Genomic DNA, 18,102 nt, shown 5'->3' on the forward strand with positions numbered 1-18,102 from the left:
CTAGCCCTAATGAACAGAATTCGCTCCGCGATCGCCCATTTAGTTTTACTCAAATAGACTTACTTAGCTTGAGTTAAAAACGGCTTGAATTAAAAGCGAATAAACCTGAATCAGTAGAACACTAGGAGCCGACTAATGCTCTCAGAAACTTCAGATCAAACGGGATGGCATACCACCACAGTTCTACGCCATATCTGTATGTCATTGCCTGAAAGACAGCGTGAGATAAATCTAGCCGAGAGCCAACTTACTCTTCTACAGCCGCCATTGACTGCTTGAGGAGATGCAATCCTTTTTTCACCCGACGAGAAACCGTAACAGCGCTAATGCCCAAGCGCTCAGCAGTTTCCTTTTGAGTCAAATCATATAGAAAAACAAACTCCAAGATCTCACGGGTTCGATGTTCTAGTTGCAGTAGCGCCTGCTGTAAACGAATTTGGTCTTCCTGAGCCAGCTGAAAACTACGATACTGATTATCAGGAACCAACTCTCCTAGGGAAGCTGAACCTTCATCTTCATCCCGCACTGGGGCATCTAAGCTCAATGGTGAACGATTCTTTAGGGCTAGTTTAATTTCTTGCCACTCTGAGACTGCAATCTCTAGCTTCGCTGCCACCTCAGCATCTGTCGGTTGACGATTCAGCTGAGTTTGTAAGTTTTGAATTGTCCAAGCCGCTTGCTTTTGTAGCGCCTGCCAACGACGAGGAATGCGAATAGAAGAGCCTCTATCCCTTAAATAATGTTGAATCTCACCCCGAATGTAAGGAATCGCAAAGGAGCTAAAGGCATGCCCCTTTGACATATCAAACCGCTCGATCGCCCGAATCAAACCGATGCAGCCAACTTGAAGCAAGTCCTCATAGTTTTCTGTACACTGGTTGATCCAATGATGAGCCTCTCTCCTCACCAGTCCTAAATTCAGATTAACTAGTTGATTTCGAAGTTTGGCAGAAGGATTTTTTTGATACTCTCGCAACAGTTGCAAGCTTTCGCTCTTAAGTTCGTTGGCGGCGGTAGTTTGCATGACGACGTTCAGGTGGTAGAGCAGTGAACTTAGTAAACACCAGATATAGTCTTGTCTAGTCTTATCAGACCCTTGCAGTTTCGGTTGTGACATGTAACATATCCAACTGCAAAACCTGTCGATAAATTCCTAGCTTCTAGGTAAAAAACAAGATGATTGGAAGGTAGAAAGAACAGAATTAACTCGAAATAAACTTCTATATTGTGAGTTAGCTTCTGTGCCTTTATGTCTTCTCGATGAAGCTATACAGTTGCACCTTAAAGTTATTCTTATCCCAAATCTGAAACAACTGCATTTCTACGGAACCTAATCGTAGGCCACCAGCAACGCTCGCCGAAATTATTTTGATAGGTTACAGCCCCATTAAGCATAAAATCCCGATCTGCAATATAAGATAAATCGACTTTTGAACATGACTTCATAAACCCTAGTTATATGACTAGCAGCCTCCTTGCCAGTAGAATAGCTTGGCGGTGCTATTTGAGAACTATATAGGATAAATCACAATGGCTCAGGCAAAGATTGGCATCATTGGTGGTAGTGGTCTCTACAAGATGGAGTCACTCAAAGACATAGAAGAGCTACAGGTGGAAACACCCTTTGGCCCACCTTCAGATGCCTTGATTTTAGGGACTCTAGAAGGCAATCGAGTTGCTTTTCTAGCAAGACATGGTCGCAGTCACCACCTGCTTCCTTCAGAGCTGCCATTTCGGGCTAACATCTATGCCATGAAAAGCTTGGGCGTAGAGTACTTAATCTCAGCTTCTGCGGTGGGTTCTCTGAAAGCAGAAGTTAAACCACTAGATATGGTAGTACCCAATCAATTTATTGACCGCACTAAAAACCGCATTTCTACCTTCTTTGGTGATGGCATCGTCGCTCATGTTGCCTTCGGTGATCCAGTGTGCCTAAACCTTGCTCAAGTGCTTACAGATGCGGTCACCAGCCTGAATTTACCTAATGTCACACTCCATCAAGGCGGCACTTACGTCTGCATGGAAGGACCCGCATTTTCTACAAAGGCTGAATCGCATTTATATCGAAGCTGGGATGCCACAGTCATCGGTATGACTAACCTTCCGGAGGCAAAGCTGGCTAGAGAGGCGGAAATGGCCTACGCAACTCTAGCACTCGTTACGGATTATGACTGCTGGCATCCAGACCACGATAGTGTAACGGTGGACATGGTCATCGCCAACCTACAGCGCAATGCCGTCAATGCTCAAAAGGTTATTCAGGAAACGGTTCGTCGTCTCAGTGAACATCCACCGGGTTCTGATGCCCACTCCGCTTTAAAGTATGCCATTCTGACTCCCTTAGACAAGGTTTCGGATGCCGCTAAGAGCAAGCTAGACTTACTACTCCGTAAGTACTTACCTAAATAGCTCTTCTACCCGCTGACGAATGGCTAAAAGGTTTAATGGCAAATCTTGCTGCAAGCGACGTTCTAGAAACCCAACAGGCATTGCCCGCTTAGGCCAGACTAAAACTGTATAGCTAAGGTTGGTGCCTGAGCGATCGCCTTCCATCTGAGGCTCTAGTCGCCAGCAGCCTGAGTATGAGTTAAAGTCTCCTTCAACCATACTGAAGCGAATTTCTTGCAAGAATACTTCTTCAAGATCTAAAACAACTCGCGCTGAAAAGTTAAATCGGAGCAGCTTTTGAGTACCAACTTGTTCTAAACGAATTCCCCCTTGAGGATGCTCTAAGCGATCGCTTTTACTCAGGTTAGGGATGAAATCAGGTAGGGCCTCGTAGTTGGTCAGAACTTGCCAAACTTGCTCAGCTGAACGTGGAATGTGAACTTTGGCAGAGATTTGTCGTTTTCTCCCTTCTACAGCCGCAGTCTCAACTTCTACAGTTTGGAGCAGGGCTGGGTCAGCAGCTTCAACAGCAAGATCGAGTCCTGCTTCTAGCTCTTCGGCATCTGCGGACAGGTTAGGGTCTAAGTTGGAAGTGAATTCATTAATCACAAGTTTTCTCAAACAAAACTACGACTATTCGATAAAAGTCTAAGGATTATCACTACGGAAAATGTGCGGCAAAGTCAAGGTAAAAGACGTTTCACAGTGACCTATTTCTTCTAAGGGGCGGCTGGCGACTGTAATCGTACCATTCAAATGTTGAACTAGACATTTCACTAGGGCAAGTCCTAAACCTGTTCCTTGAACTGCTCGTTGAGTCACGCCTTGCCCGCGCCGAAACTTATCAAAAATGTAGGGCAGTTCTTCCTCAGCAATACCAGATCCTGTATTAGACAAGGTTAAAACTGTTTGATTTTCTTGTGCTTCAGCTTGGTGCGCCACAGCTAAACGAATGGTACTGTTAGGTTCTGCATACTTACTAGCATTGGTTAATAGCTCTACTAAGATGCGGTTTAGACTGTCGTAATCGGTTTGCAAAAATAGCGATCGCTTGGGTAGATCTGTAATTAAGGTCAAACCTTTACTCACCAACTTCTCTGCAAAAGCATCTACTAGTTCTCCAATTAAACTTTTGAGATCGACCTTTTGCAGGTAAACAGATGCTTGATTTGATTCTAGTTTTTGCAATGCCAATAAATCATTAATCAAGTTTGTTTCTTGATTGCATTGCTGCTCTAAGATATCAAGGTATTTATTTTGGCGCTCCGGTGTTAACTCTGCTTGGCGTAACATCCGAATTGCTAAAGTCATACTGGTTAAAGGCGTCAGCAGCTCATGGCTCATAGTGCTCAAAAACTCATCTTTGAGCTGGTTAAGTTGCCGTAGCTGGTCGATTTGCTTGCGAGTTCTCTCGTAGAGCTTGGCTTGAACTTCTAAACTTCGCTGTAGTTGAACGGTACGTTCTTCTGCTAAAGCTTGCACTTGGCGTAAGGTTTGCGACTGAATAATGGCAGTACTCACTTGAGCCCCAACCAGCTCTGTCAGTTTCAGTTCTTCTGGTTGCCAGTGCCGAGGCTGGCGATGCTGGAGAACTAGAAATCCTAAAATAGTCCCTTGGTTTTCTAGGGGAATCATCAAAAGAGCGGGGAAGGCATGAGGAGTAAAAATGGGGGCCACACCTGCCCTACGAGCCGTATCGGTGGATTCGTACCCGTTCGTCAGCACGACCGGACTGCCAGAGTTTGTAAATGCTTGCTGACAAAGTATACATTCTGACAACCAAAATCCTTCGTTCAGAGAGGGATCTAAGGTAGCTAACTCAAGACCATTCCCGCCCTCCGGTTTGAACCATTCGGAGACAACTGTAGCTTTAACTCGCAGCGATCGCTCTAACGATCGGCTTTTAACCACCGGGTCAGAATACTTGAGCATTAAGATCAAGCTGCGATCGGCTTGGAGGGCCTGGGCTGCTCCAGAAGTTGCCAACCTCAGAATTTGATTCAGTTCTACGGCATTACGGATAGCTACAGTTAGCTGATCAACTAAAGCTTGCCGATCATCTTGCTGTCGGATTCGCTGTTGAGCATGAAACTGTGAGATCGCGATCGCAACTTGATCTAACACATTATTTAGATTTGTAATTTCCTTATCTGTCCAGTCGTGAGGCTGCGAACGGATTAAACCGACTATGCCATTCTGCTGGCCTTGAAATTGGGTTGTACTACCCAAAAGTGCATGAACGGGTGGGCCATCCCACTGCCAATCAACCCCTATCTCAGATTGAACAGCTTGTAGATCAGAAAGACTACACAAGCTCTTAGAAGCACTAGAAGCACAGTGCAGGATAGTTTGGAGAACAGGATGCTGGGCAATACCCACTGAAGAATCACATACGACTCTATGCTCTAGAGCTTGCCACCAATAAAGCGCCTGAGGCACAATCTCATGATTCCAGCAAACGGCTAAGTAACAATCAGCCTGAAATGTTTCTCCTAAAACTTGAGCAATTTGTTGTAAGACTGCTTCTGGTTCAGTAGCAGTAACCAAGATACGGTTCAACTTTTGCAGAAGAGAGACATTGCCTACAACATGGGGCATAGATGAAGGCAGGGTCTCCTGCGCCAAGACCAATTTTTTTGAGGGAGGCGATGGCAAAGTACTTGTAGTCGCAATAGGTGCCTGCAATTCTACTGGTAGCAATGTTTCTAGCGGCGGAGTGGGGCCGCACTGGTTCTGTAATACATGATGCTTGGAAACACTTCTTGAGTGCTGTGCAGCAAGTCCTGTTGTTTCCTGTGAGTCCATCATGAACTACAAAATCTCACCTAGCTTTACCGACGTAACTCCCCTGCTTAAGATTAGGATTCCCATCTCTACTCGGTCTTTAGCAGGCTGAGGGGCTCGATTTAGAAGTAAAAAATTGTTGATTTGTGTTTACTTTCCAGATGCCATTCGCCTCAGAGTACACTGACCTCAACGGCAAAAGTAACCGTGATTTCCCTGCGATTTTTGATTAAAGTCAAATATTGCAGCTTTGCCGTTATGTTGATACATAAGAACTGCTGTTGCTGTAGAGACTTCGTATGACCGCCAAACAACTTTCTTCGGTCAGGCAACCCACTCCCAATGTGATTGGAACTGTGAAGGGACCGGGAGAAAACGGAAATCAATACGTGTTCATCACTACAGATAATCGGCAGGTCAAGATTGGTGAGTTTGTCTACTACGAGGTGCAACTACAGGCATCTGGGGTTAAAGCATCAACGACACTGCAAATTTTAGGCAAAATTGCGGCTCTACGTCTGATTGATCACTTGCCAGACCGGATCTTTGCAGACACAGAGATCAGTCCAGAGGCAATCGCGGCCTTGGTGGGCTTTGCCTATCCCAATCCAGAGATTTACGAAGTAACCGTTGAAGTGGTCGGTTACTTTGACCGTAATCTTGGCTTCATGAACCCCCGTAAAAGCCCTGATCCAGGAGCCAAGGTTCATTTAGCAAGTGACGAACTTCTACAGCAAATTCTCAACAAAAAGCAGCCGAATGAAATTGGTGCAGCTCAAATTGGCTCAATTTTGCTACGGGAAGGTGAGGCAGTTCCAATCGTGCTGGATGTGAAAGAACTAGTCAGTACACACATGGCAATTCTAGCGGGCACAGGATCTGGCAAGTCTTACACCGCAGGAGTGCTAGTTGAGGAGTTACTACGGCCTTACAATCGAGCTGCGGTGCTGATTTTTGATCCTCACGGCGAATACAGCACGTTAGAGCAAATGCGTGGCCATCCTGCTTTCGCTGCCGATGGCTACTCACCTGAAGTCAAGATTTTACGTCCTGACAGTATTCGGATTCGGATTTCGTCTTTGGATTATTACGACATTTTGATGTTGTTACCAGAGATGAGCGATCGCCAACAGTCGATTCTCAATAAAGCCTTTAATCTAGTGAAGCGGCATAAACGCGGAGAGTACCGCTGGGACGTGCAAGATTTGATTGCTGCTGTTTATGAAGCAGATAAGCAAACCGATGAGGAAGGCAACGAGAAAGCGGGTTCTTCAGCTCCGGCGCTAGAGTGGAAGTTAGAGCGGCTGGAGCGATCGCCCTACTTTCATGCTTTTGAGCATTTAACGCCTAAAGATTTGTTTGCCCCAGGACAAGTGACTGTCTTGCAGATGAATGAAATTAGTCAAGAAGAGCAGCAGGTAATTTGTGCGGCTGTTCTGCGTCAAGCCAATCATGCTCGAATGAATACACAAAAGGAACTTCTGACTCCTGAAGATGAGAACTACTTACCTTACCCTGTGTTTATTTTGATTGAGGAAGCCCATCGCTTTGCCCCAGCTCATGAACCGTCTCGTTGTAAGGCCGTGCTGCGAACAATCCTGAGTGAGGGCCGCAAGTTTGGCTTAGGGGTGGGGCTGATCACGCAACGTCCGGGTAAGCTTGATGCCGACGTCCTGTCTCAATGTATGAGCCAGTTTCTGATGCGGATTGTCAACCCTGTGGATCAGGAAAGTTTGAAGTACGGCGTTGAGGCAGCAGGCCGAGACTTGCTCAAGGAGCTACCTGCTCTGACTAAGGGACAAGTGATCATTTCGGGAGCTTGCGTTAACACGCCCGTATTATGCAAAGTACGGCAACGTCTCACCTCTCACGGGGGTGAAACTCTGAATGCCCCTGATATGTGGCAAAAGTACTTCCAACCTCATCGAATTCAAGAGCGTGAAGTTGAGGTTGCCCCTGTGGTAGGACGCAAACGCCCAACGACTTTTAGAGGAGTGAGCATCGACTGATGCAGCTTTAAGCCGAAACCTTTTGCTCAGTCACTAGAGTGAGACTACTCCAACCTCCCTGAGAGTCGTAGCGACGAACCATGCGTTGCCGCAGATGAGGCTCAATCAACCAACCCACCTCTAAGACAAACGGCTGCCCAACTTTCAGGTGCTGAGGACAATTGGAAGAGGCACCATCAGGCAAAAACAAAACTTGCACTGCTTGAGCACTTTGATCGAAATGGAGGATAGAGCCATCAATCTTAGTTGTTGATGTGATGGTACGCGCTGCATCTCCTTCGCCAAACGTTAATTGCTGTGTCAATCGATCAGCGCTATCTTGATGCAGTTTTAAGCGAGTGGGATACGTATCCGGCGATCGCCAGTCTGGATAAATAGTTACTGCCTCTCCTTGCCATTCTCCTAGCAGATCATCTAATTGTAGGGGAGGCCGCTCCACAGCTTCGGTTCCAGATCGTGTCTCGCGAATCAGAGTTAATTGGTGTAAGCTCCCCTCGCGGTTAAACAACTGCACCAAGCGCAATCGTTGGTTCCCAGCAATTAAACCTAATTCAGCTCCAAACTCAGCAAACGGTCCTAACTGAAGAGAGCCTTGGGAAAACGCTCCATTCTCAAAGAAGAGGGTGCCTCGATTGAGAGAGCTATACTCTAAAACTTTGTCTTGGGGTTCTAGCTCCTCGGAGCTATTTTGACTAGGTAAAAAACGGCGCACTAGCTGTCGCATCGTTTGATTATTGTTAATGCCTTCAAAGGCGACAAGCGTGGGAATATCGGCTAGTACCTCTCCATCAGGGGTGAGCTGAGTGAACGACCCCTGCCATTCTCCTAAGTTTTGTAGCAAGCATTCCCACTGGGATTTCATTGTTAGTCCCTAGCGCACGGCAAATCGACGCACAGCCAATAAGCTACCCATCAAACCAACTAATCCGCCAAAGCTTACCAGCACAAATGGCAGTAATAGCAGCTTCATAGGACTGAGTTGAACGCCAGCTGCTAAAAACTGAATTAGATCAGGTTGTTGAGCCAATAAATTTCCTAGAAAGCGCTGAACCGCCTTAATCAAGGCCCAAGCGATCGCAGCACCAGCAATGCCAAAGGTAATCCCTTGCAAAATAAAGGGTAAATAAATCCAGGCTGTCGTGGCTCCTACCAACTGCATAATCTCAATTTCTCTTCGTCTCGCCATCACAATCAAGCGAATCGTGGTCGTAATCACTGCGATCGCCGTAAGTGTTAATACGCTTGTGATTGTGAAGCTGATCCAGTTCAATCCTTGATTGAGTTGAGCAATCCGCTTAACTGCCTCATCTACATATTGGACTGCTTCAACACCTTGCAATTTTCTCAACTGCTCAGCCAAAGTTGGTACGCCCTTAGAGGTGCGGGCTTTCACCTTGAGTTCATCTACGAGAGGATTGCCGTTCAGTTGCTGCGTTGCGCCTGTAATGTCTGAAATCCCCATTTCTTTGACCAAGGCCATCCAAGCTTCTTCTTTAGAGACTGCCTTCACAGCAATTACTTCTGGCATGGCCTGCACAATGGGTTCCAGCGTTGTTGCTTCCACCCCTGTACTGAGGTAAACCGACACCTCTAATTGACTCCCAAACTGGCCTAGCAAGCCCTCCAGTTGCCAGGACGCCTGTAAGCTAATGCCAAACAAGAAGAGCAGCACCGTTACGGTACTGATTGCTGCCCAGTTCATCCATCCTCCCCGACGGAGACCGAGCAGTGTCTCACGCAATAAATAGTCCAACTTCGTTAGAAATCGAAACACACTTCCTCACGTCTTTGGAGTTACTGACAATTCGAAATAATTTTTAGATCATCACAGTGTTAATTCTGACACCGATTCTGTCCATCCTGATTTATATTGGTGCCTCTTTAAATATTTTCAGTTTTGCCTTTCAGCTCTCTATCTTAACTTCGCGCTTCAGTAGGTAAATTGCATGAGTCTCAGTTTCAGCGACCTCTTCGAGGAAAGTTTTTACCTCGCCAATAACCCTGATGTTGCACAAGCAGTCCAAGCAGGTTCTTTTAGCAGCGGCTTCCAGCACTTTATTCAAGTTGGACAATTTGAGCTCACCAGCGCTCCTAGCCGTGCTCCTAGCCCCTTGTTTAATGAAGCCTTCTACCTGGCTAATAACCCCGATGTAGCTGCTGCTGTCCAAGCAGGTTCTTTTAGCAGTGGCTTCCAGCACTTTATCGAAGCTGGTCAGTTTGAGCTGAGCGACAGCCCTACCCGCTTGCCCAGTCCCATCTTTGACGAGCTCTTCTATTTGTCCAACAACTTAGATGTTGTTGAAGCAGTTCGCAGTGGCACCTTCAGTAGCGGCTTTGAACACTTTGTTAGGTTTGGTCAGTTTGAAGTCGATTCGCGGTTTAGCCGCAATCCTAGCCTTCGCTATGACGAACGCTTCTACTTAGACCACAATCCTGACATTGCTGCTGCGGTTGCCAATGGTTCGTTTGCCAGCGGCTTCCGCCATTACATCTTGTTTGGGCAGGCGGAAGGCCGCAGTGCTGTTAACACTCCTCCTGTGATTGGGATTGACAGCTTCAGTTTCAACGAAGACACAATTAGTATCACCCCCAACTTGCTCACTAATGACAGCGACCCCAACGGCGATCGCTTAATTATTTCTAGCTTTACTCAGCCTGGTGGTGGCTCATTAACTAATAACAATGACGGCACTCTAACTTACACTCCACAGCCTAACTTCAGTGGCACTGACGTTTTCTCCTACACCATTAGTGATACTTATGGGGGTATAGTTAGCAATACCGTCACTTTTACTGTTAACCCCATTAATGATGCGCCTGTTGCTGGTAATGATGCAGTTATCACCAACCAGGATACGACTGCGCTCATCAACTTTGCTAACCTGCTAGCTAATGATAGTGACATTGATAATAATCCTCTCACTATTACAGGTGTCAGTCGCCAACCTACTAATGGCACCCTAACAAGTGGCAATGGCTCGTTTAATTATTCCCCACAAGCTGGCTTTTTTGGCAGTGATAGCTTTGTCTACACCATCAGCGATGGGCAGGGAGGACTCTCATCTGCAACTGTTAACCTCACCGTTAATTTAGTCAACAATCCACCAGTTGCAGCCAACGACTCCTTAGCCATTAATGAGGACACCCCAGGAACAATTAATGTTCTGGCAAATGATACCGATGCTGACCGAAATCCTCTCACCGTTACTAGCTTCAGTTCACCGACAAAAGGCAGCGTCACCAACAACAACGGCACCCTAACTTACACTCCTAACCCCAACAGCAACGGTACTGATAGCTTTACTTACATTATTAACGACGGCCGAACAGGAACCTCCTCAGCGACAGTTAATGTCACAGTCAACCCAGTTCAAGATGCGCCGATCGCTGGTAACGATACAATTACCACTAATGAAGACACGCCGTTCCCATTCAGGTTTACTGACTTAACCGCGAATGATGTTGATCCTGATGGCGAACAAATCTTCCTAAACGGCTTTACTCAACCGAGCCGAGGCAGTGTCGTTGGAAATGGCGATGGCACATTCACTTACAACCCTGCCCCTAACTTCAACGGCACAGACAGCTTTACTTACAGCATTCGTGATAGTGCAGGCGGCAGTACAACTGCTACCGTCAGGCTAACCGTTAACTCCATTAACGATATACCTGTAGCAACTAACGATGTTGTTAGTGCGACTGAAGATACTGCACTCCCCATTAGCACAGCCACCTTGCTAGCTAATGATTCTGATGCTGATGGAGATCCAAAAATCATTACTGGCTTTAGCCAAGCTAGAAATGGCCGCGTTGCTGACAACGGCAATGGATTCCTTACCTATACCCCTGGCTCCAACTTTAGTGGTAGCGATAGCTTTACTTACACCATTACTGACGGCAGAGGTGCTACAGCTTCGGCCACAGTCAACATTGCAGTTGCTCCAGTCAATGACGGCCCCCCAGTTCCTGGTGCTGATGGAGTTACGACGAATGAAGACACAGCGGTTCTGATCAGCGGTACGACTCTTCTCAACAACGATACAGATCCAGACCCAGGCGATATCCTTTCCATTACCAGTGTAGGTTCACCATCTAGAGGTTCACTTACCAACAGCAATAATGGAACCTATACCTACACCCCTAATGCCAATATCAATGGTACCGATAGCTTTACTTATGTAGTTAGCGATGGCAACGGTGGTACAGCCTTAGGGGTTGTCAACTTAACCATTGTCTCAATTAACGATGGTCCTCCCGTTGCTAGTCCTGATAGTGTCACAACGGATGAAGATGTAGCTAGCGCTAGCTTTAATGTCTTGGCTAACGATACAGATGCTGAGGGTGACCTGATTACCCTTCTCAGCAATACATCGCCAGCCAATGGAGCACTAACTAGCTCAAGTAATGGCACGTTTGTTTATACGCCAAGAACGAACTTCAATGGTACTGATAGCTTCAGCTATACCATTAGTGATGGCAATGGGGGGACGGCTTCAACGACCGTTCGCATTGTTGTTAACTCTATTCAAGACCCATTGGTTGCTAATAACGATGCAATTACAACTAATGAGGATACACGCCTTAGCTTTAGCAGTAATGTTCTGACGGCGAATGATAGTGATGGTGATGGCGATCCATTCAGCATCAGTACCTTTAGCCAGCCTGCACAAGGCAGCTTAAGCCGTAATGGGACTGGCGCGTTTACCTATACGCCAAACGCCAATTTCAACGGCAGTGATAGCTTTACTTACACGATCAGAGATAACGTCAATGGTGGCACGGCAAGCGCAACAGTCAACATTGTTGTCAACTCGGCTAACGATGCTCCCATTGCTGTTAATGATGCGATCGCAACCAACGAAGATACTCCCACTCTAATCACGATCGATCCGACGCTACTGGGTAATGATTCAGATCCGGATGGCGATAGCTTATTCATCACTGGCTTTGCACAGCCGAGCCGAGGTTCACTGGTAGATCAGGGAGATGGTACCTATTTCTACACGCCGAATTCTAATATCAGTGGTACTGATAGCTTCAGCTATACCATTAGTGATGGTCGAGGCGGCACTGCCACGGGGGTTGCCAACATTACGATCGCCCCTGTTAACGATGCGCCCACAGCGCGGGATGACGCCTACACCGTTAACGAAGACGGTCGGATTTCAATCACTGGTACAAATGGCGTCCTTAGAAATGACACTGATATTGATGGCGATCGCCTGATTGTTAGCGTTTCTGACACCAACAGCGTTCAAGGTGGAACTGTCGTTGTCAATAACAATGGTAGCTTCACTTACCAGGCTCCCACTAACTTTAGCGGGACAGATAGCTTTACCTATACGGCTGCTGATCCAAGTGGTGACACCGGTTCAGCTACGGTAATTGTGACCGTTAATCCCATTAATGATCGACCTACAGCAACACCTGATGCAGTCACCACAAATGAGGAAGAAGCCGTCACCATTGATCTCACCGATAACGTGAGTGACGTGGATGGTGACGTTCTGACCTTTGCCACAGCAACCAATCCTAGAAATGGGGTAGTCGCTAACAATGGTGATGGGACTTTCACCTACACGCCAAATGTTGACTTCTTTCGCAGTGATAGCTTTACCTACACGGTTAATGACGGTAGGGGAGGAACGGCTGCTTCTACAGTTGTAATTACTGTGGATAATGTCAATGATGCACCAATAGCTCGCAACGATAGTTTTACAACTAGCGAAGATCCGGGTAGTGTCACTATTCCGAATGTCTTGGCTAACGATACCGACGTTGATCGAAATCTCCTCTCTATATCAAGCAATAGTGACCCAACTAACGGCATTGTTGTTAATAACGGAGACGGCACTTTCTCGTACACGCCAAATGCCGAATTTAACGGCACCGACAGCTTTACTTATGTAGTTGATGACGGTCAAGGGGGTACGGCTGAAGCAACCGTTCTCCTAAGGGTCACACCTCTTAATGATGCACCGACAGCAACCGCTGAAGATGTCAGTACTGCTGAGGAAACCGCGATCGCGATCAACCTGCTAGATAATGCCAGCGATGTTGATGGTGATCCACTAACGTTCTCCGTAGGGACTAACCCTAGAAACGGTACTGTTGTCAACAACAATAATGGAGTCTTTACTTACACACCAAGGCTCAACTTCTTCGGCAGTGATAGCTTCACCTACCGAGTCAATGACGGTAGAGGAGGTACTGCTTTCGCCACCGTTGGCATTAATGTAGGGGACATCAACGACTCACCAATTGCCAGAAATGACAGCTTCACAGGCAACGAAGATACAGCGTTCACTTTTAGCGTGGTCGCCAATGACACTGATATTGAAAGTGATGCGTTGACTGTCACTGAATTCACAGAAGCTGCCAATGGTACCCTGACAAACAATAATGGCACCTTCATATATCAAGCCAATGAAAACTTCAATGGCTCTGATAGCTTCACCTATGTCATTGACGATGGCCGAGGGGGCACAGCGACAGCATCTGTCAATCTCACCATTCGACCCGTTAATGACGCACCAGCAGCCAATAGTGATGAGCTAGTCACCAACGAAGACACCCTTGGCAACATCAATGTCCTAGTCAATGATAGCGACGTTGATGGCGATACATTTAGTGTCCTCAGCTTCACTCCAGCGACTCGCGGCACAGTCCGCAACCTTGGTAACGGTAATTTCTCCTATCAACCTCGAACTAACTTCAACGGCTCCGACAACTTCAGCTACACCATTCGCGATAGCAGAGGTGCTACTGCCACTAGCACTGTCAATGTCACTGTCAACTCGGTTAACGATGCGCCTATTGCTCGTAATGACAGCCTAACGATTAACGAGGATGCTGCAGCTACTCCTATTAATATCCTCGTTAATGACACGGATGTTGATGGGGATGCACTGACTGTGATTAACTTCACAGAGGCTACCAAGGGAACCCTGCTCTTGGAGAATGGCGCCTTCAGCTATCAGCCGAATGCCAATGCTAATGGCACCGATAGCTTCACCTACATCATTGATGATGGTCAAGGCGGCTCTGCCAGTGCCACAGTAAACATCACCATTCGCTCCCTCAACGATGCGCCTCTGGCAGCTAACGACAGCTTGACGCTGGACGAAGACACTCTAGGCAGAGTTAACGTCATTGCTAATGACACCGATGCAGATAACACCTTCAGCGTCCTCAGCTTCACTCAAGCGGCTCGCGGCACGGTGAGGAACCTGGGCAATGGCAACTTCTCCTATCAACCTCTGACCAACTTCAACGGTTCTGATAGCTTCACCTACACCGTCCGAGATGCAGCAGGAGCAACGGCCAATGCCACGGTCAGTGTCGGAGTCAACTCGATTAACGATGCCCCCATTGCTCGCAATGACACCCTGAGCATCAACGAGGATGCAGCTGTAACTCTAATTAATGTCATTGCCAATGACACCGATGTAGACCGTGACCCCCTCACCATCGTCAGCTTCACTGATGCTGGCAAAGGCACCCTGATTGACAACGCCAACGGCACCTTCAGTTATCAGCCGAATGCCAATGCTAACGGCACCGATAGCTTCACCTACATCATTGATGATGGTCAAGGCGGCTCTGCCAGTGCCACAGTGAACCTCACCATTCGCTCCCTCAACGATGCGCCTCTGGCCGTCAATGATGCGCTGACCCTAGATGAAGACACCACAGGCAGCATCAACGTCATTGCCAATGACACCGATGCAGATAACACCTTCAGTGTCCTCAGCTTCACTCAAGCGGCTCGCGGTACGGTGAGAAACCTGGGCAATGGCAACTTCTCCTACCAGCCTCTGACCAACTTCAACGGCTCTGATAGCTTCACCTACACCGTCCGAGATGCAGCAGGAGCAACGGCCAATGCCACGGTCAGCGTCGGAGTCAACTCGATTAACGATGCCCCTATTGCTCGCAATAACACCCTGAGCATCAACGAGGATGCAGCTGTAACTCTGATTAATGTCATTGCCAATGACACAGATGTAGACCGTGACCCCCTCACCATCGTCAGCTTCACAGATGCTGGCAAGGGCACCCTGATTGACAACGCCAACGGCACCTTCAGCTACCAGCCGAATGCCAATGCTAACGGCACCGACAGCTTCACCTACATCATTGATGATGGTCAAGGCGGCTCTGCCAGTGCCACGGTGAACCTCACCATTCGCTCCCTCAACGATGCGCCTCTGGCAGCTAACGACAGCTTGACGCTGGACGAAGACACTCTAGGCAGAGTTAACGTCATTGCTAATGACACCGATGCAGATAACACCTTCAGCGTCCTCAGCTTCACTCAAGCGGCTCGCGGCACAGTCCGCAACCTTGGTAACGGTAATTTCTCCTATCAACCTCTGACCAACTTCAACGGCTCTGATAGCTTCACCTACACCGTCCGAGATGCAGCAGGAGCAACGGCCAATGCCACGGTCAGCGTCGGAGTCAACTCGATTAACGATGCCCCCATTGCTCGCAATGACACCCTGAGCATCAACGAGGATGCAGCTGTAACTCTGATTAATGTCATTGCCAATGACACAGATGTAGACCGTGACCCCCTCACCATCGTCAGCTTCACAGATGCTGGCAAGGGCACCCTGATTGACAACGCCAACGGCACCTTCAGTTATCAGCCGAATGCCAATGCTAACGGCACCGATAGCTTCACCTACATCATTGATGATGGTCAAGGCGGCTCTGCCAGTGCCACAGTGAACCTCACCATTCGCTCCCTCAACGATGCGCCTCTGGCCGTCAATGATGCGCTGACCCTAGATGAAGACACCACAGGCAGCATCAACGTCATTGCCAATGACACCGATGCAGATAACACCTTCAGTGTCCTCAGCTTCACTCAAGCGGCTCGCGGTACGGTGAGAAACCTGGGCAATGGCAACTTCTCCTACCAGCCTCTGACCAACTTCAATGGCTCTGACAGCTTCACCTACACCGTCCGAGATGCAGCAGGAGCAACGGCCAATGCCACGGTCAGCGTCGGAGTCAACTCGATTAACGATGCCCCTATTGCTCGCAATGACACCCTGAGCATCAACGAGGATGCAGCTGTAACTCCTATTAACGTTCTAGCTAATGACACTGATGCTGATGGTGACACTCTAACCATCATCAACTTCACTGATGCGACTAAGGGAACGCTGCAATTCAATAACGGCACCTTCAGCTATCAGCCGAATGCCAATGCTAACGGCACCGACAGTTTCACCTACATCATCGACGATGGCAATGGTGGGTCTGCTAGCGCCTCAGTCACTATCAACATCACCTCAATCAACGATGTACCACTGGCTGTCAATGATGCGCTGACTCTAGATGAAGACACCACAGGCAGCATCAACGTCATTGCTAATGACACCGATGGCGACAGCGACCCAATTACGCTGTTCAGCTTTAGTCAGGCTGCTCGGGGCGTGGTGCGAAATAACAATGGCGCCATTACGTACACCCCAAATGCGAATACGAGTGGGACAGACAGCTTTACCTACAGCATTACAGATGGAAGAGGTGGCACCTCGACCGGTACTGTGAATGTCACGATTAACCCTCTGAATGATGCTCCTCTAGCAGTCAACGACAGCGTGACCACTAATGAAGACACACCAGCAACATTTAATGTGTTTACTAACGACACGGATGTAGATGGTGATTCGCTCATTGTGATCAACTTCACTGATCCTGGTAAGGGGAGCGTCACAAGTACAGGTAATGGTTCCTTCACCTACACTCCGAATGCAAATGCCAATGGTTCAGATAGCTTTATCTACATTGTGAATGATGCTAACGGAGGTACGGCGGCAGCTACGGTCAACATCAATATCAACCCAATCAACGACCTACCAATCGCTGTGAATGATTCCGTCACTACTAGTGAAGACACCACAGTTACTACCGTCAATGTGTTGCTGAACGATACAGATGGTGATGGTGATCTACTAACGATTAGTAGTTCTAGCCAAGGTAGCAACGGAGCTGTTACAGACAATGGCAATGGCACCTTCAGCTATACTCCTAACCCTAACTTTAGTGGCACCGATAGCTTTACCTACACCATCTCTGATGGCAGTGGGGGCACAGCTACAGCTACAGTCAACGTTGCGATCGCGGCGGTGAATGACTTGCCGATTACAGGAACTGACTACTTTATTGTTGGTGAAGGAGTTTCTCGTCCGATTAGCGATGCTAATCTCTTGGCTAACGACTTTGATGATGATGATCTGCAAAGCAGTTTGAGGATTATTGGCCTTGCTAGTTCCCCAACTAATGGCAGCATTACTCGAAGTAACACTGGGTTCAATTACACACCAAGAGCAAACTTTAATGGCAACGATAGCTTTAGCTATATCGTTCGTGATGCTCAGGGTGGTACCTCGACAGGTACGGTCAATCTTGTGGTAGCTCGCGACGTTGATAGTCGCTCCAGCTATTCTCTGAACCCTGACAGTAACATTGAGAACGCCACTACCATTCCTCATGCAAGTATCTTGAACGTAGCAGGAGATGGCACGTTTGATTACTACGCCTTTACTGCGGGAGGAAGTACAGCAATTCTTGATATTGACTTCGGTGCGAAACCAACAGGGTCGATCGATACGGAACTATTCCTCTTCGATCAAACGGGTGCTCTTGTCGCTCGAAACGATAATGCTTCGACTGCATTGGGTGCAGGTGGTAGTACATCGGGCCTTGATGCTTATATCAAAGCCAGCAATCTCACAGCAGGTCAGCTATATATAGTTGGAGTTGCTCAGAGCGGGGCTGGCTTCTCGGGTGGTCAGATATTTGGTAACCCACCAAATTCTGGCCAAACTTACAACCTTCACATCTCTGTTGAAGGTCATCCTACATCGGCCTTCTAACCATTTGGAAGCTGTCGTTTTCTAGC

Annotated in this window: 8 protein-coding genes; 3 read left to right on the forward strand and 5 right to left on the reverse strand. The window is 47.7% G+C overall.

Going from position 1 to position 18,102, the window contains the following annotated elements; translation table 11 throughout:
* Positions 1-247: 247 nt before the first annotated feature.
* Positions 248-1,024 carry an RNA polymerase sigma factor SigF gene (locus KME12_08015; protein MBW4487721.1) on the reverse strand — a complete coding sequence of 259 codons (777 nt, stop codon included), beginning with the start codon at positions 1,022-1,024 and terminating at the stop codon, positions 248-250.
* A gap of 506 nt (positions 1,025-1,530) precedes the next feature.
* Between KME12_08015 and KME12_08020 the strand changes: the two genes are divergently transcribed.
* Complete coding sequence (locus KME12_08020) at positions 1,531-2,409, forward strand: S-methyl-5'-thioadenosine phosphorylase (protein MBW4487722.1); 879 nt, start codon at positions 1,531-1,533, stop codon at positions 2,407-2,409.
* Here the strand turns inward: KME12_08020 and KME12_08025 are convergent.
* Together KME12_08025 and KME12_08030 are read right to left on the reverse strand one after the other, a co-directional pair.
* Positions 2,398-2,997 (reverse strand): SRPBCC family protein, encoded by a 600-nt coding sequence (locus KME12_08025; GenBank protein ID MBW4487723.1) that lies wholly within the window; start codon positions 2,995-2,997, stop codon positions 2,398-2,400. The genes KME12_08020 and KME12_08025 overlap by 12 nt on opposite strands.
* A 39-nt stretch (positions 2,998-3,036) precedes the next feature.
* Positions 3,037-4,986 carry a GAF domain-containing sensor histidine kinase gene (locus KME12_08030; protein ID MBW4487724.1) on the reverse strand — a complete coding sequence of 650 codons (1,950 nt, stop codon included), beginning with the start codon at positions 4,984-4,986 and terminating at the stop codon, positions 3,037-3,039.
* A gap of 485 nt (positions 4,987-5,471) precedes the next feature.
* On the opposite strand from KME12_08030, the gene KME12_08035 reads away from it, so the two are divergent.
* Positions 5,472-7,181 (forward strand): ATP-binding protein, encoded by a 1,710-nt coding sequence (locus KME12_08035; GenBank protein MBW4487725.1) that lies wholly within the window; start codon positions 5,472-5,474, stop codon positions 7,179-7,181.
* Positions 7,182-7,188: 7 nt separating this feature from the next.
* On the opposite strand, the gene KME12_08040 is transcribed toward KME12_08035, so the two are convergent.
* Positions 7,189-8,043, reverse strand: a complete 855-nt coding sequence (locus tag KME12_08040; protein ID MBW4487726.1) for a DUF3598 family protein — start codon at positions 8,041-8,043, stop codon at positions 7,189-7,191.
* A gap of 9 nt (positions 8,044-8,052) precedes the next feature.
* Positions 8,053-8,955, reverse strand: a complete 903-nt coding sequence (locus KME12_08045) for an ABC transporter permease (protein ID MBW4487727.1) — start codon at positions 8,953-8,955, stop codon at positions 8,053-8,055.
* Positions 8,956-9,127: 172 nt separating this feature from the next.
* Between KME12_08045 and KME12_08050 the strand changes: the two genes are divergently transcribed.
* Positions 9,128-18,076 carry a tandem-95 repeat protein gene (locus KME12_08050; GenBank protein ID MBW4487728.1) on the forward strand — a complete coding sequence of 2,983 codons (8,949 nt, stop codon included), beginning with the start codon at positions 9,128-9,130 and terminating at the stop codon, positions 18,074-18,076.
* The last annotated feature ends 26 nt before the right edge of the window (positions 18,077-18,102 follow it).

Origin of the sequence: Trichocoleus desertorum ATA4-8-CV12 (assembly GCA_019358975.1) — a bacterium.
Lineage (GTDB): Bacteria > Cyanobacteriota > Cyanobacteriia > FACHB-46 > FACHB-46 > Trichocoleus > Trichocoleus desertorum_A.